The following is a 21,282-nucleotide window of genomic DNA, read 5'->3' on the forward strand; positions in this document are numbered from 1 at the left end:
TGGCGCGTCAGCGCCCGACTTGCGTCGCGAAGGACACGTACGGCAGGCCGGCGCGCTGCGCTGCCTGCATGACGTCGATGACGCGCTGGTGCGTCGCCTGTGCGTCAGCATTGATGACCAGCACGGGAGGCTTGGCCGCGCCACTCGGCACGGCGCGCTTGAGCGCCTCGGCGATGACGGCCACATCGGTGCTGCCAACCGGCGTCTTGTTGATGGTGATCTCACCACGTGCCGTCACAGCCACGTCGATCTCCTCGGACTTCTCCTGGGAAGCCTGCGAATCCGCCGTGGGCAGATTGATTTCCAGACCGGAAAAACGCGAGTAAGTCGTGGTCAGCATCAGGAAAATGATGATCACCAGCAGCACGTCGATGAGCGGGATCAGGTTGATCTCCAGCTCTTCCTTGCCACGTCCGCGACGGAAGTCCATATGCGGTTCCCTCGTCTCTTATTTCTTGCGATCGCCGTGTACGACATCAACGAGGCGAACGGCCTGCTGCTCCATCTCGACGATGATGCTGTCCACCTGGGCGCGATAGTGGCGATGCGCGATCAGTGAAGGAATGGCAATCATCAGGCCAAAACCGGTGTTGTACAGGGCCACCGAAATACCGTGAGCAAGCTGCTGCGGATCGGTGCCGCCGCCCGTAGGGTTCTGCGCGCCGAAGAGTTCGATCATGCCGATCACGGTGCCGAACAGGCCCATCAGCGGCGCAACTGTGGCGATGGTCCCCAGGGTGGTGAGGAAGCGTTCGAGATCGTGCGCCACCGCGCGGCCAGCCTCTTCGATCGCCTCCTTCATCACTTCACGTGTCGCACGCACATTGCGCAAGCCCGCAGCGAGCACACGCCCAAGGGGCGAATGCCCATGCACACGCTTGATCAGATCATCACTCACACCACTCTGGCGCAACTCGGCGACAAGCTTTTCGAGGAAGCCGGCGGGCACGATGATGCTGCGGCGGAGCGAGATGGCCCGTTCGATGATCAGAGCCAGGGAGATGACGGAAGCGACAAGAAGAAAATAGATCGGCCAACCAGCGGCGCGGAGGATGTCCAGCACGTGCGAAACTCCCGTTGTGGATCGATGTGAAATTGAGGCAGCGCCGAACTTTAGCCTTGCGCTGCCGCAGCGGCAAGTACAGATCGTCGGATGGTACGGAGAGACGCAAATCGCCTCGTGTCAAAAAGAACATCGTCACCCTGCCTACGGGATAACCCGAGTGGAAATTTGCGTGGCGACGGCCGCCAAAACTTCAATCCACAGAATCTGTGGACAACTGTGTGGGTAGCTTCTGGATGGGTGCGCTAAGTAGCCCCCCCACAAGGATTTTTGACACATCGGTCAAAAATGAAGCTACCGTTACAATCATTAAAAATCAACAACTTACATATTTTTAGATCTGTCAATACACTTCTGGTCAGACTTTTCGACACGGCAGCCTGTTTTCTCCCTTGCGACCGCGCCGCACGCTGGATTTGGCTAGAATCCAGGGGATGAATGACATGTTTTCTGCAGCATCGGGCGTCAGCACGCCCGCCATTCCCGTGTCGGATTTTGTCCGACATCTGCGGCGACATCTCGAGAGCGGCTTCCCGCTCGGCTGGGTATCTGGCGAAGTGTCCAACCTTGTCCGCGCCGGATCGGGGCACATCTATTTCACGCTGAAAGACAGCGGCGGACAACTGCGTTGCGCAATGTGGCGCAACAAGGCGCAATTGCTCCCCTTCCAGCTTGGCGAAGGCATGCAGGTCGAGGTGCGGGCGCAAGTCACCGTCTATGAAGCCCGCGGCGACCTGCAGCTGAGTGTGGAAAACATACGACGTGCCGGCCAGGGCAATCTTTTCGAGGCTTTCATGCGCCTGAAGGCGCGCCTGGAAGCCGAAGGCCTGTTTGCCAGCGAACTGAAGCGCGAGCTGCCACATCTGCCACAACGCATCGGCATCATCACCTCACCCGCAGCTGCGGCCCTGCGTGATGTCCTCATCACGTTGCGGCGACGTGCGCCGGGCCTGGATGTCATCCTTTACCCGACGCTGGTGCAAGGCGATGCTGCGGGCGAGCAGATCGCACAGACAATTCTCACGGCCAGCGCGCGTGCCGAGCTGGATGGCGTGCAGGCGCTGATCCTGTGCCGCGGCGGCGGCAGCATGGAAGACCTGTGGGCCTTCAATCACGAAGCCGTCGCACGCGCCATTCGCGCCAGTGCAATTCCGATAGTCTGCGGCGTCGGTCATGAAACCGACACAACACTCGCCGACTTCGCTGCTGACGTGCGCGCGGCCACGCCAACTGCAGCGGCTGAAGTCCTGAGTGCCGGCTGGTTCGAACTGCGCACGCGCTTGCCCCGCCTCGCCCGCGACCTCAGCCGCTCAGCCACGCGCCGCCTCGAACAGCAAGGTCAGAAGCTCGATCTGCTCGAGCGTCGCCTCGTGCACCCGCGCGAACGCGTGGCGGCCCATCGGGCGCGACTCGATCAGCTTGCGCTGCGCTTGCAACACGTATCACAACAGCAACTCACGGCAAGACAACGACAATTGCATAGTCTGCAGACACGGCTCGAGCGTCGCACGCCGGCCGTTCTTCCACATCAACTGGCGCTCGATGGATTGCAGGCGCGGCTTCACACGGCCCTGACGCATAACCATTCCCAGCGTGTGGAGAAGCTGCATGCGCTCGAGGTCAGCCTGAGCCACCTCAATCCGGAAGCCGTGCTGCAACGTGGCTATGCCATTGTCCGTGACGCAGCCGGCGGTGTCGTGCGAGATGCATCCACGCTGAATGCCGGCGACACGCTGGAACTGGTCCTCGCCAAGGGCCGTGCGACCACCGAAGTGCGTACCACGACGAAGCGTGCCTGAACGCTTTCGGCGCAGCATAAGCACTGCACAATTTCAGATTGTCACTGCCAACTGTTCCCGACTAAACTTGCCGGGTTTCCCCGGACAACCCAAAAAGGAGTTTAAGAATGGCTCATGAACTGCCACCCCTGCCCTTCGCAAAAGATGCGCTGGTGCCGCACCTGACGGCCGAAACCTTCGACTATCACTACAGCAAGCACCATCAAGCGTATGTGACCAATCTGAACAACCTGATCCCAGGCACCGAGTTCGAGAACGCATCGCTCGAAGACATCATCAAGAAGTCTTCCGGCGGCATCTACAACAACTCCGCACAAGTCTGGAACCACACCTTCTTCTGGAATTGCTTGAAGCCCGCAGGCGGCGGCGCACCTACCGGCGCTCTGGCTGCAGCCATCGATGCCAAATGGGGCAGCTTCGACGCTTTCAAGGAAGCCTTCACGAAGAGCGCCGTCGGCAACTTCGGTTCCGGCTGGACCTGGCTGGTGAAGAAGCCAGACGGCACCGTCGACATCGTCAACACCGGTCCTGCCGGCACGCCGCTGACGACTGCTGACAAGGCGCTGCTGACGATCGACGTGTGGGAGCACGCTTACTACATCGACTACCGCAACGCACGTCCAAAGTTCGTTGAAGTGTTCCTGGCCAGCCTCGCCAACTGGGATTTCGCTGCTGCGAACTTCGCTTGATCTCAGCTCAAGTATTTCAGGAAAAAAAACTCGTAAAACGGATATTAAAGTCGTAAATTTCGGCGCGACCACGAATAAAAAACTCGTAAATCGAGCCAGCAAAAAAGGAGCCTTTGGCTCCTTTTTTTTGACCCCACCATTTGTCCATGACAAAGAAATACCTCGTATGGTCCGCAAATCCTGCTGACTGCGTAAACCGGCTCTTGTCATTTTCGAGGCATGAGTTGAACCAAGTGCAGATTCCGGTGAAGTTGACCATCGAAGCCGTAACATGCGGACTTCGGCGGTGGTAATGTTGACGGACGCGTTCTGCTTGGTAGCCTGCGCGGGCTTATCCACATGGCTGCCGCCCGCTGCCCTTTGGCAAGCATGAGGCCAACAGCTGTAGAGAAGCCGTGTTACGAATGCAGAGGTGGCGCTCGGAGAATCTTTGCTCGTTCAACATATTTACCGAGAGTCACTGCGCGCTTTTTCGATCAAAGCGGTTGGCCAGGCGCTCGGATAGCCTCACTCTCCTCTGGCGCTGGCCGCAGAACTTGTCGGATTCTAGAAGTTCTCGTCCTCGCTGCTCACGACGGGACCAAGAAGCGAGTCGCGGCCAGGCGAATATCGATAGCCTTCCGCCTTCAGCACCTGCATCTCATCTTCGGACCAGCCCTTCTTGACCATCTGAGCAATGACTTCAGGTGTGATCTCCACTGAATCGACTTGCCCCATCACTAGGGCCATCTTCGTCATCGTCGATTGCGCTTGGTCCAAGAGTTTTCGAACGCCGTCGAGCGGATAGCCGCCGATCGCGCGCGTGCCGATCAGAGGGTGCTGGGATTCAACACAGAAGAAGTCGCCCCTGAGTTCATAGGTCCCGTCCCACTCGACCTCGAGGCGGTCTGGATCGTCACAAATCCCCATGGTTTGGCACTCGCCCCGCCAAACAAGACACATGCCGAGTTGTTCATTGGGCTCAAGAAGCCAAGCATCGCCAATGCCGGTAGAGAAGATCACGAATGGCGGGCATGCAATCCCATCTTGCGTCAATACAGCATTTACTTGTCCATGCAGCTCCGCAGCGGTGATGGCCTCGCACTCATCGCGAATCGAGCGCATCTGAGATGCTGCGCTCGCCCGCTCGTTGCACTTGACGACGTGATGCCAGTGATCATAGCCAGCTTGCTTAGCCACGCGGTTAAGCAGATCTGAATGCTTGCCCGCACCGGAACGTTGCAGCTTTTTAGCTTGTTTTTTAAGGCGCTCGACGACTTCGTCGGGGGTAGAAAGATAACGCATGACAGACTCCTTCTGTATGCGAATTCAAGGTGCCCACTGCCAAAATTCGCCTACAAAGGGAATCAGCTAATGAAGTTCATGGAAATCGTCCCGCGAGGGTTTGCCGGGGTGGGCAGCTGGCGTCGACACGCGCGTAGTCAATGTAACGATCTGCGACTCTCTGGTCAACGCGTCCGACATACCTGAGTCGGTATGCATCAAACATCAATTACCCACAAGTCATACTTAAATCACAAGTCCCTTTCTGCCTCGTTCGCCCATTTACATCTAGAGCGATCAACTGGCAAGCCAAGATGGCAATATGCCCTGAAGGGCATGCATCAATTCCTCGACATTGCGAATGCAAGTATTACTATCTGAAGTGAGCTGAGGCGATGCTTTACGCATAAAGCAAAGACTCACCAAAAAACAAAACGACGCGAAGCCTTCTTGGTTCGCGCTGTTAGATAAAACGGGGGAGTGAGATGTTCCACGAGAAATGCGTGTACTTTTGGCCGGTGGGTACTGGGGACAGCACCACGTTCGTTGTCCGTCCAAATGAGGTTGTGTTTCAAGTAGACCTTCGACACAGCCGGAAGTCTGAAGACGACGATTCAGACAGCGCACCTATCATTGATTACCTTGAGAAACATCTACCCAAGGTTAATGGGAAGCCTTACCTGTCTGCCTTTGCTATCACGCATCCAGACAAGGATCATATACAGGGTTTCGAAGAGCTACTAGAACGAGTGACTGTTGGTGAGCTTTGGTTTTCGCCACGGATTTTCCGCGAACATGACGATGATCCGGGCAGCCTCGGCCCTGATGCAGTGGCGTTCCGCGACGAGGCGCATCGGCGCGTAACCGCCACAGTAAAAGCTGGAGGTGATCCTGGGGCTGGTAATCGAGTGCGTCTGGTTGGGTGGGACGATTTACTAGACGAGGACAGTTATCGGAAATTCCCGCTGGAGTTCTTCAACGTTCCTGGTGATGTAGTGAGAACTCTCGATGGTGATGACCTAAGCGGAGAATTTCGCGTGTTCATCCATGGTCCGTTTAAACAAGGCTCCGAGGAGGACGTTGGCGACAGGAACGATACGAGCTTGGCCATTCAAGTCGTCTTCGGCGACGACCCTGCTTCCGGGGGAGTTCTGCTCTTCGGGGATCACAAGTACCCCGTCATTCGAAAAATCTTCGACGTTACCAAGTACCACGGGAAGGAGGAGAACCTCCGGTGGCAAGTGCTGCTTGCGCCGCACCATTGCAGCAAATCTGTCCTGTATCAAGACGAAGATGGAAAAGAGGTTCTCAAGAAAGACATCCTCAACGACCTCGAGGCGTGTCAGGTGGGCTCCGGTTACGTTGTTGCGAGCGCGAACTGCGTTCCTGCAACTAACAAGGACGGCGACAACCCACCTCATGCTAAGGCTAAGGCACGTTATCAGGAGATCGCGGCCGGCGGGTTCGTTTGCACACATGACGACGGCGAACATGCAGAGCCTCTTAAGTTCACCGTGCACGGTTCGAATATCGAGTATGCGGGGAAAAAGAACTCAAAAAATGCGGCAGGCGCTTTGGCTTCTGCCGTTGGCACGGCTCGCGGAAGCGACGCAACTCCTTCGACCAAAGTGGGCTTTGGATGCCCGAACTAAGTAGAGGCCAAGAGCTCGCACTTCTCCAGATATCAGATATTGCCGCCAACTCTAACGGCGCTCTTGAGATCATCAAGCTGGTAGATGAATCGAAGTCAGAAGGCTACATCTGGGTTCGGCTCTCTCTGGAGACCAAAGAATATCGGACCGGGAATGGTGTTGCCTTTCGGGATCGAGAACGCATAAGCCTGCACATATCACCTGCATTTCCGTTCAAAAGGCCTGAGATCTTTTTCGGACACAAGCGGTTCATTGGAACTCCGCATGTGCAGTGGGGCGACTACATCTGCCTCTATCAGTCAGAAGAAACAGAGTACGACCCGTCCGATGGTATGTTCGGATTTTTTGACCGGGTCGAAATTTGGATGCGGGCTGCTGGAAAAGGCGAATTGGATCCTGACGATGCCCCTTTGCATCCTCCTGTGGCGTATACAACTTCCTCCACCACGTTTGTGGCCAGATCAAATACACCAAATGCATTGCCTCAGGATGGAATCTGGATTGGGCGTGCGGATCTGAGAAGAGTTAGGGATAACCGATTCGACATCGTCGGGTGGACCCATCTGAATGACTGGGGAGACACCGAACCCGGGCACCCCATTGCCGCCACTATCTTGTTCAACAAGCCTCTTGCATCCGAATATCCAACGAAGGTTCATGACCTTATCAACCTTGTTGAGCAAGCGGGTCTTTCTTTCGGCCTACTGTACTCTCTCCTAAAAGTTTTCTCCCTGGTTGGTACAGATGAAGAACACGCATATTTTGTACTCGGCGCGCCGATGCGGCGAAAGGCGGCGGGCGAGCCTCTCAAACCACATCTGACGGTTTGGGAAATTAGCCCAGAAACGTTGAGGTCACTTCGGCGCATAGTTGGAAGCAAGGGAGACGATGACGTAGCGCGGCAAGAGTTGGCTAAATGGATGGCCAATGCTGACACGAGTTGGTGTGACGTTCTCGAAGATCGGCCAGAGATCGTCAATCGTCGAGACACCGGAACACTACTCGCCGGTCTCACTGACAAACGCATCATTCTGTTCGGCTGTGGCGCCCTTGGTTCTGCGGTCGCCGAGATGGCAATTCGTTCCGGAGCGTCCAGGCTACATATCGTTGATAGTGGCAAAGTGAAACCTGGCATTCTTGTCAGGCAGCGCTATTCGGACGGTGATATTGGCTTGAACAAGGCCAGTGCGCTGCACGTGCGTTTGAAGGCAATTGGCTTGAAGTGCGACGTGACCTCTAGCGGGGACTCCCTCACACTTCAGGCATTGTCGCGTTTCGACCATTCACAATGGGATTTGGTCATTGACGCCACTGCCTCAGTGAAGGTAACCCATCGCCTTGAATTGGAACTGAAGACTCAAGACCTTCCGATTCCAATGCTCTCAATGGCGGTCAGCGCTGCGGCTGAGAATGGCTCAATTCTAGTAAGGATGCCAAAGTTTGGCGGAGGGCCGCACTACATCGCGCGACAAGCCAAATTGCAGGCCTTTGCAAAGGATGCTGACCATTCTCTGGTGAAAGCATTCTGGCCGGAACGCGAGACGTTAAAGGTGTTTCAGCCTGAGCCAGGGTGTTCTGCGCCGACTTTCATCGGCTCTGTAGCCGATATTGACTACCACGCAGCAGGGCTCTTGAATGTAGGCTTGTCTCGGCTTGGGAGTCTGGAGCAGGACTCAGCAAGCTTGGACCTTATCGCAGCATCCTGGTTACAAATGGGTGATCGTAGGCGGAGCATGCTCAGCTATACGCTCCAAAGTTACGCGAGATATGACGAGCAGTTGCACGGATATACCGTACTTCGTTCGGAAATTGCCGCTCTGGATATGACAGGAGAACTAAAGCGCATCGCACGTACGCTTTCAGACAGAATCGAAACAGGAGGGCTCATCTTTGGCGAAATCGACGACGCTCATCGGGTTGTCTGGGTCGATAGCCTAAGCGGACCTCCGCCGGACAGTACCGCGAGCGAAACACAGTTCCTGTGCGGAACAGTTGGTACTACAGAGCTCAATGAGTTCAAGTCGAAAACAAGTGGCAGGTCGAGCCGTTTCATTGGCATCTGGCATACGCACCCCGTCAGTCGCGGAAGTCCGAGCCAGGATGACCTCCGTGCGATGTTAGCGTTGCTTCACTTCCAGAATTCCCCGCCACGTCAAGTGGTCATGCTAATCGTCGGTCATGCCGCAACACGACGCGAAGAAAGCTACTTCTTATACCGTCGCAATGAATTCGCTCTCATTCTTCGGCGCGAGATACAAGATGGAGGACAGCAATGAGTCCTCCGAAAATTGGTCTCGCACTCTCCGGCGGTGGCTCACGAGCAATTGCATTTCACTTGGGCTGTCTGCGAGCGCTGCATGACCGCGGAGTGCTCGACAAAGTGACTGTGCTTTCGGGTGTCTCGGGCGGCGGCGTCATCGCTGCGCTCTACGCTTATAGCGATGATTCGTTTGACGTGTTTGCGAGTCGCATCGAAGCACTACTTTCTCGCGGCATGATTCGAGGAATAGCTCGCGAGACTTTTCTGTCGCCCGAGATGCCAAAGATCCTGCTTGCGACATGCCTCTGCGGTATTGCTGCAGTCTTGGCGAGAGCCCTCCAGCTCCTGGCAGGAGTGCTAGGTCTCGCCAAGTTCCAAACTAAGTGGCTTGGAGTGGTCGCCGAGCACATCCTCGACTTAGCCCCACGATTTGCAAGCTTTACAACAGCTTTCGAACGACATCTGGTTCGTAGTTATTTCGGCGATCGACGAATGGATGCTGTTGGCCGGAACGGCCTCTCTGTTGTCATTAACGCGGCGGAGCTTCGCACCGAGACCGCATTCCGCTATGGCTCCGTTGAGAGTGGATGTTGGCGGTTCGGCCGTCTGGTTGAGACCCCGCGTGTTGCAACTGCAGTTGCAGCATCTGCGGCATTCCCGGCTCTATTGCCCGCGCTTGACGACTACCTAACGTTTAGCAGAAATGGTGTCGAGGCTAAGCATCGCGTGATCATTACGGACGGAGGCGTATATGACAACCTGGGCGTCTCTTGCATGCTTCCAGGCCGCTCAAGTGAGTTTAGTACGAATGTGTTCCCGGCGGATTTTATCATTGCATGTGATGCCGGACAGGGCATGCCGTCAGGGGCAAGGAGGCCGATTTTCTGGATGTCGCGGATGCTGGCGACCGTTGTCACCATTCACCGGCGAACGCAGACCCTGACGCAGAATCTGCTACACAGGATGGCGGCGAATGGTGAGATTCAGGGATTCCTTATGCCATACCTTGGACAGTCGGATAACGCATTGCCCGTCCGACCTGCGGATCTGGTCAAGCGTGAACACGTAGTCGACTACCCGACAAACTTCAGCCCGATGTCAAAGAACAACATTGATCTTCTCAGCAAGCGTGGCGAGCAACTGACGCGATGCCTCGTAGCTACTTACGCGTCAAGCCTCTGAAAAGCCGCCTGATTGCTCAAAGCACTTAAGACCATTCGCTATGCCTGAACTCTCAAAGGACGTCATTGCACTTCTACAATATCTTCTTCCCGGCTTTCTTGTTGCATGGGTGTTCTATGGTCTTACCTCGCACTCAAAGCCATCTCAGTTTGAACGAGTAGTCCAAGCGCTCATCTTTACGCTAGGCGTTCGAGTACTCGTTTTTTGCGAACGCTTAATATTGGAGTATGTGGGTCAATGGAGAGCATTCCGCTCGTGGGACTCCGACGCGGATTTGGCGTGCTCTCTAGCCAGCGCTATTTCACTCGGCTTTACTGTTGCGTTCGTCATAAATACGGATCGCTTTCATGGTGCTCTCCGAAGCCTCAGGCTCTCAACTCGGAGCGCTCATCCATCAGAATGGTGTGGCACTCTTTCTGAGCAGGTGCGCTATGTTGTGCTGAATTTTAAGGATGACAGGAGGCTGTACGGTTGGCCAAAAACATGGCCGTCCGATCCAGAAAAGGGACATTTCTTCATTACAGTACCTTCGTGGATAGATGCAGACGGCAAAGATCATCCATTGGAATCTGTCGAGGGACTGCTTGTGAATGTCGCTGACGTGAAGTGGATTGAATTCATAAACTAACCGGAGTCCGCGTAATGGCTACTAAACCCAACACACCATCCATCCCTTCAAAAGCCCCCCAACCTCCACAGCGGCGAGAACAGGCGAATGTAAACCCGCCCCCCACCTACCAAAAACCCGTCGCTCCGCCTTCACCACCCAAGAAATAGGTCGAGCCTAACATCCAACCCGACCAACTGCAGGCGCGTACTTGCGGAGTCTCTCAAAGGCTCACGTGCGAGCTCCGCATATCGGCGGGCTAGACCACTTCGACTCTATATTGCCCAATGCAGAACGGCCCATACCCGACGGAGCCAACGTTGGTTCTTCATGCGTATGGCCGGGAAATGCCTGCTACAGCGACCGTTCAAGAATGTCGGCAAGACGAACCCCTGCCTTTTGCAGTTGCTCCTTCACGACTGCCGTCGCGTCCTTCGTGTATTCGCCGTCCAGAAAAATCACGTCGGCCGTGGTCGTGACGGAGTTGCCGTCTTCATCCTTCCGCTTTATCGGCATCGACCGGTGTTGCAGCCGACCCAAGTTGTAGGTTGTCGCCTTCGCAATCTTGTGCGATTCGATAGCCCAGTCTCGCGGCGTGCCCTGTTTCCACGCCGCGGCATTCGATCCGGTGATCCCGACGGCAAGCGTACTTCCAACTTCCTGCTCGGATGTGCCGAGTGATTTGACAAGCTCCGTATCCCAGTACGAGTGCAGGTTGAGCTTGTCTTGCGTGACGCGATGTCTGCCGAACAAGATCAGCACATCATTGCCGCCACGGTCGTGGTCATGTTCAGCCGCGTGTAGCGGCTGATGCACATCTCCCACGAAATGCAGCAGGAACTTCAGTGCCAACAGCTTCTCAGTCCTGGAGCTTAAGCCTGACAGTTCCTTCGAGAATTGCTCGATCTTGCTGACCACGCAATCGTCTGCAGGTCCCTTGCTAGCAGGTTTCCCCGCCTGCAGCGGCGGAAAACCTCTGCATGGCAGATCGATATCAGGTGTCTCGCCGTCGATGTCAATATCGACAAAGTGCCACTGACGAGTCGCAAGGTAGCGAACGCGATCCGAACTACGGTCCGAGTCACGATACTTGTCCGCCCAAGTGGTGCGATCAACAAAGTCTGCGCCGGTAAGTTGATCGCGATCCGCTGCCAGGATCGCATCGACCTTTTCGCGGGCTTCCGGAGACAAGCGACTGTAGGCAATCACGCCAATGATGCGATGACCCATATCTCCCCAGGCTATTGCTTCCCGAACAGGAAGCAGGCTCGCGGCCATGACGACCAGAAGGTTCAAGCAGTGTTGCACCCTCATGTTTCTCTCCCCAGATATCCGATTTAGATAGGCACATGCCGGTTAGAGGTACAACCGCCTGCCCGAAAGGACGTGATTCCAACCTGCGTGTGGCCGCCTCAAGTTGCATCCAAACTCTTTGAGCGCTGTTTCTTTTCAGCTCCACACAAGCGTTCCAATCCAATCTTCACTCGGTTGACGTGGCGCATTTTCTCTCAGTCAGAAAATGCGCCGATATGATGACGCTGCATTCAGCGGCGGACGGCCTCAATAAAGCTGAAAACCCCATCAAATCAGCAATTTCTTTAAGCGTCCGCCAGAGTGCTTCTGGAAGAGAGAACCCATCAAAGCCCACAAGAAACAAACCCGCAAGCGCTTCGAACAGCGGAAACTCAAAGCGCCCCCCATCCCTTCTCATCCAGAGGCTAAGTCGCTTGAGCTTGGAATGGATAATGGAATACCTCTCGTCGAACTGAAGAGTGACCCCTAGTTGATCCAGTTGAGATAGCTCACGGTACGCGGTCACAAACATTGGGTGATTCTCTGCTGTTGCCAATCTCAACGCTTCTTGCATAGCTTGCAGATAGTTCTTCTCTCGGGCCTCGAGCAGAGAGAACAGGCGGTCTTGAACCAAGTAAGAATTCCAGAAGGGCGCCGTCCCGGCCAGCTCGTCAAAGCAACGCTGCTCCACATTGAAAAGCAAATCGCTGCGCTGGGAGCTCAGCTGATAGGCCCGCTTGAGTGTCAAACCTTCACCTCCCAGTTGGTAGCTTTGACGCTTGGCGCAGGCTTGAAGAATGCCTTCGGTGAAACTGAAGATCTCTGGAGCTGAAATCGTTAATGCGGCATTGGGCAACTCGCTCTTCAAGAGCCTTGCCAAGCTGGTATCCAGTGGCAAATCCACATATCGGGGGGATCGCTCCGACACCCATCGAACGAATCTTTTTAGGTTTTCCTCACAGTCCCCAACAAAAACTGCAGTCTTCAAATCGAGGGGGTTGATCGCCAACCAATAGCCTCTGGGTTCGATCCGCAGGGATCTGATTGCAATAGCCTCAACGAATCCGTGATTGCCAGCTAACCCATCTGCTGCAGCATCCTTGAGCGCATCCAGAACCGTCTCGAGAGCGAGCCCCTCGCCTCGCGCGAGGGCTCTAACGCTTGGGTAGTCAAGTATTGCCCGGGCAAGGTGCTGTTGCATGCCTTGCGTGATCTTGCCGCGCCCGCTCAAGTACGGCACCTGCGCAATGAACGTCTTCCCACAGTCACGGCAAAGAAATCGTGGCCGAGAAGCTATGAGATGAACAGGCTTGCCGTCGGAGGCAGGGCAATCCCGAAATGATGACTTGCGCCCGCCATGCCTTCGCGTACGAGACCCCGAGCATGATGGACAGGTATTTTCAGCGAAGGGAAAGCCCGCCTCGATTGTCCATATGCCATTTCTCTGCCGAAGCCCATCGACATGTCCGCCGTGAAGACGAATTCGCGCGAAGAATTCTGATGCAATGATTTTTCCGCTCCCGGGATTGCAACCGAAAAATGATCACTAGCGGGTTTCTTGATTGCAAGCGTTTCTTTGTTTCCAATCAAGGTTCACAAAATTACTGCACGAAGTACCAAAAATGGATTGGAACTTCTTCGGACGAAGTTTCGGTGATCTACGCCGGAAATATGGGTTGCGCCAGAAACAGGTCGCGTACAACGGAGGAGTATCGCCCTCCTACGTCGCTTCGCTCGAAGGTGGGCGTCGGCCGCCTCCTGGAGACGATGGTCTACAGAAAATCATCGCAGCACTAGGCGCCACGGAGGACGAAAAGGCGCACCTGGTTCGCGCGTCTTGCCTCACGCAAATTGCGCGCGTCATCCATGGGCATTCCGAGATGTTCCCTGCGGCTTCGGCCGCAATCAGTCTTCTTGAAATATCGCCGCAGATGAGCCCCGCGGAGGTTTCGGCAATCCAGTCTCTGGTTGAGGGCTATCGCTTCAGGACACTGCTGCCGCAGAGGAAGGAGTGAAACGTAAACGAAAAAACCGCACGAGCCTGTGAAGGCTGGCGCGGTCTGACGATGCTCGTGCTGCGTAGGGGTACGCCAGTGTCGAGCCACTCGCCGGGTCCGTCAAGTCCATCTCAAGCCCCCGTGCATTTCTGCTTCCCTCATCAGTACGCCGGCCAGTTCACTTTTGAACTCTCGGTGCACCCAGGGTAGCCCTGCGTCCACGAAAGGCAAAGAAGATGGCCGACCGCCAATTGATCTCTCGCTCTGATGCGTGGCAACACGCACGTTCATGCAGTAGACACATCCCTCGCAAAGTGGCACCGAAGATCGCGCTTTGCATAAGAGGGTTGTGACATGCCGCGTCCCAAAATCACACCCAAGTATCTCCGTAGCATCATCGATGAAGGCTACGGGACTGGTTTCGGTGAGGAGTACCTGCCACTCCTACAAATTCATCGATGGAATCCTTCTCCGTTGTCAGTTCAAGTCCGGAAGGCACTTCCTCCCTTTAGACGTCCATGTCATTTTCTGTCGCATAGCGAGTGGTTCATTGCGCTGCTTGCAGCATGGTGCGGCGCATGCGTTCGGGAGCAATATCCGCTTTGGCCGTGGCCGCACCCACACCCCGAGTTCGGGCGCAATCTACGGGAGGACGCCGCTCTGCCTCGCTCGGCGGGCATGCTGGAAATCTGCCTAGCGGCGGCAATCCGGCACGGAAATTTTCCTGGCACCAAGATCCCATATCTATGGACCATCGATCTTCTGCTCATGCTTCCTTGGATCGCGGATCCGAGAAAGCGGACAACTTTGGTTTCCATCAAACCGCTTGAAAGTGAGCGTTATCTTCGCATTGACCCTCTGGACCGAGGGGCGGAGAAATTGGAAGCTGAGCGTCGCTTTGCCGCAGACATTCACGCGACATACTTGATCGGCGACGCAAGCCTTTACCCCGAAAAAATCTTCGCGCAACTAGAGAGCATCGTGGGCTGCGCAAACTTGCCAGCCGCGCACCATCTGACACGAATTCTGAAAGATTTCCTCGATGCCGACGGCCCTGAAAAAGCCCAGCAGGAATCGTTGACGGAAACTCACGCGCGCCTCCGACAAGACTGGAATCTGCCACTCCATCACGCTACGTTTTTGCTCGATCACATGCTGTGGCACCAGCATATCGACTGCGATCTGAGCCGGCATCTTCACCGCAACCGGCCACCCCGCCCAGGCGGAAGACGGCTCCGCCGAGGCCTGCGCGACATGCTAGGCGGGGGCACACCGTGAATCAATTCATCACGCGCCCGCCATTACCTGGCCAAGTAATTGCGTCCCATCACGGAGATGCTGACGTTGAACGTGAGGGCGAGTTCTTCAGAGTATTGCTTGTAAACTCAGCAATCGATCGAATCGTCTTTATTCGCGCAACGCCAAAGCGGTCAGCAGGCCGTCTGTACTTCAGTTCTCCCAGAGTTGAAAAGCTCTCATGGCTGCTTTCCCCAGTCATCAGTAAGCAATTCACTGTCCTTCCTGGCGGGCTTCCTTTGCGGCCGGATGTGCGAGCGACAGCCGAGGAACTGGACAAGAAATACCTCCAGAAGGGACAGGAGCAGTCGTTCGCCCGCAAGCAACGAACCGAGCGATATGCCTTTGTCGAAGCGCTGATCAACGCCGCAGGCTCCAATGAAAGCCTATTTGATCCAGATATAAGGGCCGAGCAAATCTGTAACCTTGCTCAGAAGCTTGGGAACACTCCAGAGAAAACAAATAGTCTCCGCCGACGCATCACGGATGCTTTGCACCAGTATTGGGCCGAGGGCTCCCTGCCGGGGTCCGTCACGCCGTTCACTGCTCGCTGTGGAGGACGTGGAAAAGAGAGGAGGCTGACCACCAAGAAACCTGGCGCCCGCAATATCCCCACCCGGGCAGGTGAGCCTAACGCCACGGGGCACATTCTTTCGGAAGAAGAAAAGGCAATGTGCGGATTTGGCTGGCGGAACTACTACCTGAAAGGCACGACGATCGCGAAGGCTCACCGGAAGTTCCTACGTCAATTTTTCTCCGACGTGGTGCTTGACGAAAACGGTGACCCCAAACGCCAAGTTCGCGCCGACTCCCTCTGCCCTACCAAGACACAATTCGAGTACTGGGGATTGCGGCGATCAGAGGGTCACGAGTCCTGGAGGAAGCAACTATCCCCCCGTGCCCTTGCCCGCATAGGCCGCGTACTGTTCGGTGACTCCAACCAGGCAATCGTGAAGATTGGTCAGCGAGGCGCTATCGACTCGACAACAACAGACGTCGAACTGGTTTCCGTGATCGATCGACTAAAGCGGATCGGCCAAGCCCATCGCGTTTTGATCGTCGATGGAAAGTACAAATACATACCCGGCTTCTACATGGGCCTGGACGCTCCTGGCAGTCTGCCGGTTCAGCTGGCGTACCTTCATGCGATGACAGACAAGACTGAGTGGCTACGTTGGCTAGGTCTAGAAAATCAGGATCCGAACAACTGGATCCCGATTCGATTTTCTGCGTTACACGCCGACAACACTGATGCGCGTGCCAAAGCAGCGATGGCCGCAATTGGCAACGCGCAAACAGGCATCAAGTTCATCGCTGTTTCGCGGTCGGACCTCAATAGCGATGTAGAGACCACACATCACTCATTTCATCGCCTTGGCGATCACAATCTTGCGGGCACCACACACGGCCAACGCACGGAGCGCGGCGAAGAGCGAGCAGATGCTCTGGCCCGATTAACCATCGTGGAAGCCATTCGTGAAACAGCACGACTGATTTACCTGTGGAACACGATGGAGATCGACATTGAACCGACGCTGGAAATGCAGCGTGACCTCGTTGAAAAGGGGATCAAGCTAACTCGTGCCAACCTGACTCGCTGGGAAATCGAGCGTGGCAACTTGGCCACCTGCCTGCTAAGCGAAGCCGACGCACGAATGGCTCTGCTCATTCCGATCCGAGGCACATTCACACAGAAAGGCATCCAACTCCTGGACCCAAGAAAGGGGGACAAGCGAGAGTTCATTCCGAATGTCAGGTACGTCAGCAATCATAAAGTAGTACATTCCAAATGCATTGCCTCAAAAGTATCCCGCTCGCGCGTGCTGGCCACGAGCTTCGACGATGATTTCCTGCATGACCCCTATCGGCCTAGCGAAATCTACTACCGCGATCTCCACACAGGTGAACTGATCCCGCTAGAGGCCAGAACCTCCGATCCGGGACTTCTCGAAGAGTGCGCATTGCCTGACGTTCAGCAGCTTGGAGACGGCAACAAGCTTCGGCAGTACGCAGCGGAGAGGTCGCGGGAGCGCCAGATCAGTGATGTTGAGGGCGAGCAGGAGCGGACAAACCAGATCGCCGAGGAGGAATATCAAAAGGACTTGGCAAAAGCAGGAAAGCCTCCGTCCAGATCCTCGATTCGCAAAGGCAAGAAGGCAAATCGGGAGGCCGAGAAGGAAGAGCTTCTGTACGGACAACCGCTCGTCCCCCCCGAAAGTGACACGGCCACCGAAGTTGCTTGCGAATCCGAGGACGAGCTTGATTCCGATGGCTCAACCAAGCCAGCGCAAGCGGAGCACGTCGTCTCAGAGCCGCCGACCAACGATCAGAAGGTCGCCACGGCAGCTCCGGCGGCGCAGATTTCCTCGCCTCCAGCCAGGAGGAGGTCGGTCTTCACCCAGATCGTTCGGGATCGTCAAACGGAGATGTCTCATGCATAACTTGAACTCAAGCTCCCAAGCTCATTGGTTCAATGCGCCAAACCTTCTTACCGCTCAACTGCCGTCCTACTCGACTCCAGCCGAGCTCGCTCGCGCTATAGCGTTCGATCCCCTTGAAGGATTGGACCTCTCTCAACTGACACAAGTCGAGATCGACTGCCTTCTCGTAGGGGAGAAAACACCACTAGAGCCAACCTCTCAGTGCATCCGAACGACGCTTACATGGAACAGCATGCTTCACGCCGGCTTGCGCAGGCGCAACCCGGAATTTGCCGCAGCACGTCGACTCTATTGGGAAGCGGTAACTCACCAACCCAATGACAAGACCCATCCGTTCTTGACACCGACTCGAGGCATTTCAGTTCAGATCACTAAAGGTTCCACCGGAACGGGCAAAAGCGTAACCATGCAGCGTTTTTGCAGTCTGCTACCGCCATTCATTCGCCATGGAAAGAATGAAGAGGCCGGATGGCAGGCGATGACCCAACTCGTCTACCTTGAGGTGTCGATCAGCCACGACGGTACTCGCGGCGGTTTCCTGACAGGCATTCTTCACGAGATGGACAAAGTTCTGGGCACAACCTATGCGACCGACCTTCCGAGAAAATTCAAATCAGTCGAGAACCTTGCTGTCGCCACTGTATGTCGATTGATTGCACACTACACCGGCATCATATTCTTAGAGGAGGGGCAGCTACGTAACCTCGTCATTGGGCCCCATTCTCAGCACATTCAGAATTTCCTGCTGATGCTTATGAATTCGGGAATACCAATTGTGTTCCTCGGCAACGAACTCGCGTTCGACTGGATAACACATAGCCAGGACTCCACACGCCTGTACAGCACTCCCTGTGAGCACTTCACACCTGTAGGGGCGATTGCGATCGACGAAGATGACCGTGTCGATGCGGACACGGACTGGGACGCCATCGGCGGAGGCGTCATGCGCTTCTATTGCTTAAACATACCCATAACAGACCCCGACGAATGCAAGCGTCTCCTCCGCAGGTATAGCGGTGGTATTGCGCGGCTGGCGCTCTGCCTGTGGTGCATGGCTCAAAGAGACGCCCTCTTCGGAGAAGCGGATAGCTTATGCCCGGAAGACATCACCGCAGTTTATGAGTCGCCCCAATTCAGGAAGCACCGTCCGTTAGCAGACGGCTTCACGTATAGGAATGCAGAACTATTGATGGAACAGCAGGACGTCGACGTCGGTTTCTATAAAAAGCACTGGCAGTTCAATGAAGTCCCAAGCGAAGGCGTTGAACAGCAATCAGGCGCGCCGAATCAAGCGGGTAAACGGAAGAGCAATGCAGGGTCGAACCCAGCTACCGGTGGCCCCACGGCTGGACAGACACAGTTCAAATCGGAGCAGACCAAAAAAACAAACAAGAAAGCCAAACGTGAAGAGCTGAACAAGACTTTATCTGACGATGACCTGCGCAGAGGTCTCAAGAAAAGCCATATGGATGGGCTCGCAGGCGTGATTGCAAATGCAGGTGCCGAAGCATGAGCGCGTCGCTCTTGCTCTCTCCGATCTGTCACGACATCACCCTTTATTCAATTGTGGGCCTTACCGCTCGACTCAATGGTTGCGACGGACGAGCTATGAGTCAATTGCTGTTCGGGTCGCCGTATGCAGGCCTTCGGCATGATTTTCCATCGAACCTTGATCACTTCTGTTCTGCGACGCAGGGTCAGTACGGCGAGCCAGCGTGCATTGTTAATGATTTCACGACCATTCCTTACTTCCTCCGATTCAGATCGGCGCCATCACGCGAAGAGGCTTTGCAGCATATGTGTGGCGGCTCGGTCGAGCATCTCAAATTTTCCCTGGGCCTCCCTCCATGTCCGACTGGCGCGTTACTTCCTCTGCGTCATTGCATGGAGTGCGCCAGGAACGATCTGAACCAATTTGGGTTCGCCTACTGGCATAGGGAGCATCAGCTACCAAGCACACTGGTATGCCCGGAACATGGGTGTGCTTTGCACGAGGCCGGCATCAGGGCGGACGGGACCGGCTGGACGAGTCTCCACTTGCCTTTGGACTCGCGAGATCATGGAGAGAGTCCGGTCCCACTTATAGATCGGCCCACTGCCCTGTTCTGCCAATTGGCAAAACTGGGGGGCATGTCGCTGCGAAGTGACCGCGGTGACATGAGCGCCGCAACACTCCACCAAGCCTATCTGCATGGCATGAAGCAGAATGGATTGTTGACGCGCACAGGACAAGTTAGAGCCACAGAGTTTGTGGGACGGTTTGAACGCACTTACCAGCCACTGGCAACCGTACGTCCCTTCGATCGGATCGTTACTCCGCGCTGCGTTGAGGGAATGCTAAGGCTTGTGAGAAAGCCGCGATCGCCAGCGAATCCGGTAAGCCATCTGCTGTTGATTCACTTCCTGTTCGGCACATGGGACCTCTTCAATGCCGTGGTTTCCTGGGAGGGTCACATGGGGCCGCCTGCATCTTCCGAAGCGAGTCCAATTGACCTCCCTTGCCACAATCCGATAGGACCAAGTGCGCCGGCTCACCTGATTGGGCCTCTGTTGGCCATCTCGCAGAAGCGCGAGGCGGGAAATATTTCCCTTTCGAAGGCGTGCCGTGAAGAAGGTGTCGATGTGGGCACCGCGATGCGCTGGTTGGCAAAGCTTGGCCAGCCGGTCCCGAAGAGGCCCAAGAAGCTGACCGATGGAGTGCTCTCCGAAGCCAGACGCTTGCTTGATGATGGACTCCCCTTGGTCCTCATCGGAGATCAACTCGAACTGTCCGAATCCACCATAGATCGAATTTGCTCTGAGTCACCAGAACAAATGCAGCGATGGAAAGCTGCCAACCTGGAATGGAAACGAGAGAAGTACCGACAGGCATTCCTGTCAGCCATCGCCGCCGAGCCAACCATCACCAGAGGGCAACTCCGAAAACTGGAGGGTGGTGGGTTTAGCTGGCTATCTCGGCATGACCGCGCGTGGCTGACTGAACGACTTCCAGCGCCCTACTCCGCCGTTGCAAGACCACGGATCAAACGTCGCCCAAGGGTTGACTGGGAAGCACGCGATGCAGAGTGCGCTCGCGCGATCGCCCAGCTCGCTTTCGACTTCCAGTTGCAGAGCTGGGAGAGGATCAAGCCGCCCGCGATACTCCGGCGTTTGCCCAAGCTCTCGTTTTCACCGCGGCTAGACCGCCTTCCCAAAAGCCGAGCCGCGATTGCAGAAATCTTGCAGCACACGCATCGGTCATCCGACTAGAACGACTGAGGAAAGATCGTTGAATAATATGCAGCTGCCCACCATCCTGCCCGACGAACTGGGAAGCGGGTTCCTAAGTTTTGTTAGTCGCATCAACAACGTTACAGAAATCCAAATGCTCAGAGTGGTCCGAGATCGAGGAATCCGAACGAGGACGCGCGCCGCTGAGATTGGTGTTCTGGCAGGATTGTCTGAACGGGACCTTGTACGGAGGCATTCCGTATTGGCCTTCTACCAGCTATTCAGTTACGACTCTTTTGCCTCTACTCGCATTCCTGTGGCACGGCACGGATGCAAGATATTCTCAGGTAGAAACGGCCAGCTTTCGCATTGCCCGAAGTGTTCGTTCGAGGATGCCGAGACTTGGGGCAGATCGTATTGGCGGAGGCTGCATCACGTTCCAGGTATCTGTTGGTGTCTGAAACACAAGATTCCATTGATGCGACATTCATCGGCCGCTCTCAGCGAACAGCCACATGAGCTTATAGGTA

At 55.5% G+C, this 21,282-nt stretch carries 16 protein-coding genes and 2 pseudogenes; 12 read left to right on the forward strand and 6 right to left on the reverse strand.

Annotated elements, in window-relative coordinates:
- Positions 1-7: 7 nt before the first annotated feature.
- Together VVD49_RS16320 and VVD49_RS16325 are read right to left on the reverse strand one after the other, a co-directional pair.
- Positions 8-430 (reverse strand): ExbD/TolR family protein, encoded by a 423-nt coding sequence (locus tag VVD49_RS16320; protein ID WP_327600271.1) that lies wholly within the window; start codon positions 428-430, stop codon positions 8-10.
- Between the two features lie 18 nt (positions 431-448).
- Positions 449-1,063 carry a MotA/TolQ/ExbB proton channel family protein gene (locus VVD49_RS16325; RefSeq protein WP_327600272.1) on the reverse strand — a complete coding sequence of 205 codons (615 nt, stop codon included), beginning with the start codon at positions 1,061-1,063 and terminating at the stop codon, positions 449-451.
- Between the two features lie 443 nt (positions 1,064-1,506).
- Here VVD49_RS16325 and xseA point away from each other — a divergent pair, with 443 nt between their 5' ends.
- Both xseA and VVD49_RS16335 read left to right on the forward strand, forming a co-directional pair.
- Positions 1,507-2,862: an exodeoxyribonuclease VII large subunit gene (xseA, locus tag VVD49_RS16330; RefSeq protein ID WP_327600273.1), complete on the forward strand. Its 1,356-nt coding sequence runs from the start codon at positions 1,507-1,509 to the stop codon at positions 2,860-2,862.
- Positions 2,863-2,969: 107 nt separating this feature from the next.
- The gene (locus VVD49_RS16335) at positions 2,970-3,551 is read left to right on the forward strand and encodes a superoxide dismutase (protein WP_327600274.1); all 582 of its coding nucleotides are present in this window, start codon (positions 2,970-2,972) and stop codon (positions 3,549-3,551) included.
- Between the two features lie 546 nt (positions 3,552-4,097).
- On the opposite strand, the gene VVD49_RS16340 is transcribed toward VVD49_RS16335, so the two are convergent.
- Complete coding sequence (locus VVD49_RS16340; RefSeq protein ID WP_327600275.1) at positions 4,098-4,835, reverse strand: P-loop NTPase family protein; 738 nt, start codon at positions 4,833-4,835, stop codon at positions 4,098-4,100.
- 464 nt (positions 4,836-5,299) lie between these two features.
- On the opposite strand from VVD49_RS16340, the gene VVD49_RS16345 reads away from it, so the two are divergent.
- Genes VVD49_RS16345 through VVD49_RS21820 form a run of 4 tightly spaced genes read left to right on the forward strand, consistent with a single transcriptional unit; the run spans position 5,300 to position 10,536 of the window.
- Positions 5,300-6,466 (forward strand): ComEC/Rec2 family competence protein, encoded by a 1,167-nt coding sequence (locus VVD49_RS16345; protein WP_327600276.1) that lies wholly within the window; start codon positions 5,300-5,302, stop codon positions 6,464-6,466.
- Positions 6,454-8,742 carry a ThiF family adenylyltransferase gene (locus VVD49_RS16350; protein ID WP_327600277.1) on the forward strand — a complete coding sequence of 763 codons (2,289 nt, stop codon included), beginning with the start codon at positions 6,454-6,456 and terminating at the stop codon, positions 8,740-8,742. Before VVD49_RS16345 ends, VVD49_RS16350 begins: the two co-directional genes overlap by 13 nt.
- Positions 8,739-9,908 (forward strand): patatin-like phospholipase family protein, encoded by a 1,170-nt coding sequence (locus tag VVD49_RS16355; protein WP_327600278.1) that lies wholly within the window; start codon positions 8,739-8,741, stop codon positions 9,906-9,908. The genes VVD49_RS16350 and VVD49_RS16355 overlap by 4 nt, the downstream gene beginning before the upstream one ends.
- A gap of 40 nt (positions 9,909-9,948) precedes the next feature.
- Positions 9,949-10,536, forward strand: coding sequence for a DUF6338 family protein (locus tag VVD49_RS21820; protein ID WP_416384909.1), 588 nt, complete (start codon positions 9,949-9,951; stop codon positions 10,534-10,536).
- Positions 10,537-10,869: 333 nt separating this feature from the next.
- Here the strand turns inward: VVD49_RS21820 and VVD49_RS16360 are convergent, their stop codons facing one another.
- From VVD49_RS16360 to VVD49_RS21825, 3 genes and pseudogenes are all read right to left on the reverse strand, one after another.
- Complete coding sequence (locus tag VVD49_RS16360; protein WP_327600279.1) at positions 10,870-11,811, reverse strand: S1/P1 nuclease; 942 nt, start codon at positions 11,809-11,811, stop codon at positions 10,870-10,872.
- Positions 11,812-11,995: 184 nt separating this feature from the next.
- Positions 11,996-13,039 (reverse strand): hypothetical protein, encoded by a 1,044-nt coding sequence (locus tag VVD49_RS16365; protein WP_327600280.1) that lies wholly within the window; start codon positions 13,037-13,039, stop codon positions 11,996-11,998.
- A gap of 42 nt (positions 13,040-13,081) precedes the next feature.
- Positions 13,082-13,318: pseudogene (locus VVD49_RS21825) on the reverse strand (hypothetical protein); the annotation flags it as partial.
- A 112-nt stretch (positions 13,319-13,430) separates the two neighbouring features.
- Here VVD49_RS21825 and VVD49_RS16370 point away from each other — a divergent pair.
- From VVD49_RS16370 to VVD49_RS21830, 6 genes and pseudogenes are all read left to right on the forward strand, one after another.
- Positions 13,431-13,823: a helix-turn-helix domain-containing protein gene (locus tag VVD49_RS16370; RefSeq protein ID WP_327600281.1), complete on the forward strand. Its 393-nt coding sequence runs from the start codon at positions 13,431-13,433 to the stop codon at positions 13,821-13,823.
- Between the two features lie 660 nt (positions 13,824-14,483).
- Positions 14,484-15,083, forward strand: a complete 600-nt coding sequence (locus VVD49_RS16375) for a PDDEXK family nuclease (RefSeq protein WP_327600282.1) — start codon at positions 14,484-14,486, stop codon at positions 15,081-15,083.
- Positions 15,080-17,542, forward strand: a complete 2,463-nt coding sequence (locus tag VVD49_RS16380; RefSeq protein ID WP_327600283.1) for a hypothetical protein — start codon at positions 15,080-15,082, stop codon at positions 17,540-17,542. Before VVD49_RS16375 ends, VVD49_RS16380 begins: the two co-directional genes overlap by 4 nt.
- Positions 17,535-19,055, forward strand: coding sequence for a hypothetical protein (locus tag VVD49_RS16385; RefSeq protein WP_327600284.1), 1,521 nt, complete (start codon positions 17,535-17,537; stop codon positions 19,053-19,055). The genes VVD49_RS16380 and VVD49_RS16385 overlap by 8 nt, the downstream gene beginning before the upstream one ends.
- 644 nt (positions 19,056-19,699) lie before the next feature.
- Positions 19,700-20,791, forward strand: coding sequence for a TnsD family Tn7-like transposition protein (locus VVD49_RS16390; protein ID WP_327600285.1), 1,092 nt, complete (start codon positions 19,700-19,702; stop codon positions 20,789-20,791).
- Positions 20,792-20,819: 28 nt separating this feature from the next.
- Positions 20,820-21,218, forward strand: a pseudogene (locus VVD49_RS21830) (TniQ family protein); the annotation flags it as partial.
- Between the last annotated feature and the right edge of the window lie 64 nt (positions 21,219-21,282).

It is taken from the genome of Uliginosibacterium silvisoli (assembly GCF_036017035.1).
Classification (GTDB): Bacteria; Pseudomonadota; Gammaproteobacteria; order Burkholderiales; family Rhodocyclaceae; genus Viridibacterium; species Viridibacterium silvisoli.

Coding starts and splice junctions, on each gene's coding strand:
- VVD49_RS16390 (WP_327600285.1), top strand. CDS start 19,700: ATGAGCGCCGCAACACTCCACCAAGCCTATCTGCATGGCATGAAGCAG.
- VVD49_RS16385 (WP_327600284.1), top strand. CDS start 17,535: ATGCATAACTTGAACTCAAGCTCCCAAGCTCATTGGTTCAATGCGCCA.
- VVD49_RS16350 (WP_327600277.1), top strand. CDS start 6,454: ATGCCCGAACTAAGTAGAGGCCAAGAGCTCGCACTTCTCCAGATATCA.
- VVD49_RS16340 (WP_327600275.1), bottom strand. CDS start 4,835: ATGCGTTATCTTTCTACCCCCGACGAAGTCGTCGAGCGCCTTAAAAAA.
- VVD49_RS21820 (WP_416384909.1), top strand. CDS start 9,949: ATGCCTGAACTCTCAAAGGACGTCATTGCACTTCTACAATATCTTCTT.
- xseA (WP_327600273.1), top strand. CDS start 1,507: ATGTTTTCTGCAGCATCGGGCGTCAGCACGCCCGCCATTCCCGTGTCG.
- VVD49_RS16355 (WP_327600278.1), top strand. CDS start 8,739: ATGAGTCCTCCGAAAATTGGTCTCGCACTCTCCGGCGGTGGCTCACGA.
- VVD49_RS16335 (WP_327600274.1), top strand. CDS start 2,970: ATGGCTCATGAACTGCCACCCCTGCCCTTCGCAAAAGATGCGCTGGTG.
- VVD49_RS16370 (WP_327600281.1), top strand. CDS start 13,431: ATGGATTGGAACTTCTTCGGACGAAGTTTCGGTGATCTACGCCGGAAA.
- VVD49_RS16320 (WP_327600271.1), bottom strand. CDS start 430: ATGGACTTCCGTCGCGGACGTGGCAAGGAAGAGCTGGAGATCAACCTG.
- VVD49_RS16375 (WP_327600282.1), top strand. CDS start 14,484: ATGCTGGAAATCTGCCTAGCGGCGGCAATCCGGCACGGAAATTTTCCT.
- VVD49_RS16345 (WP_327600276.1), top strand. CDS start 5,300: ATGTTCCACGAGAAATGCGTGTACTTTTGGCCGGTGGGTACTGGGGAC.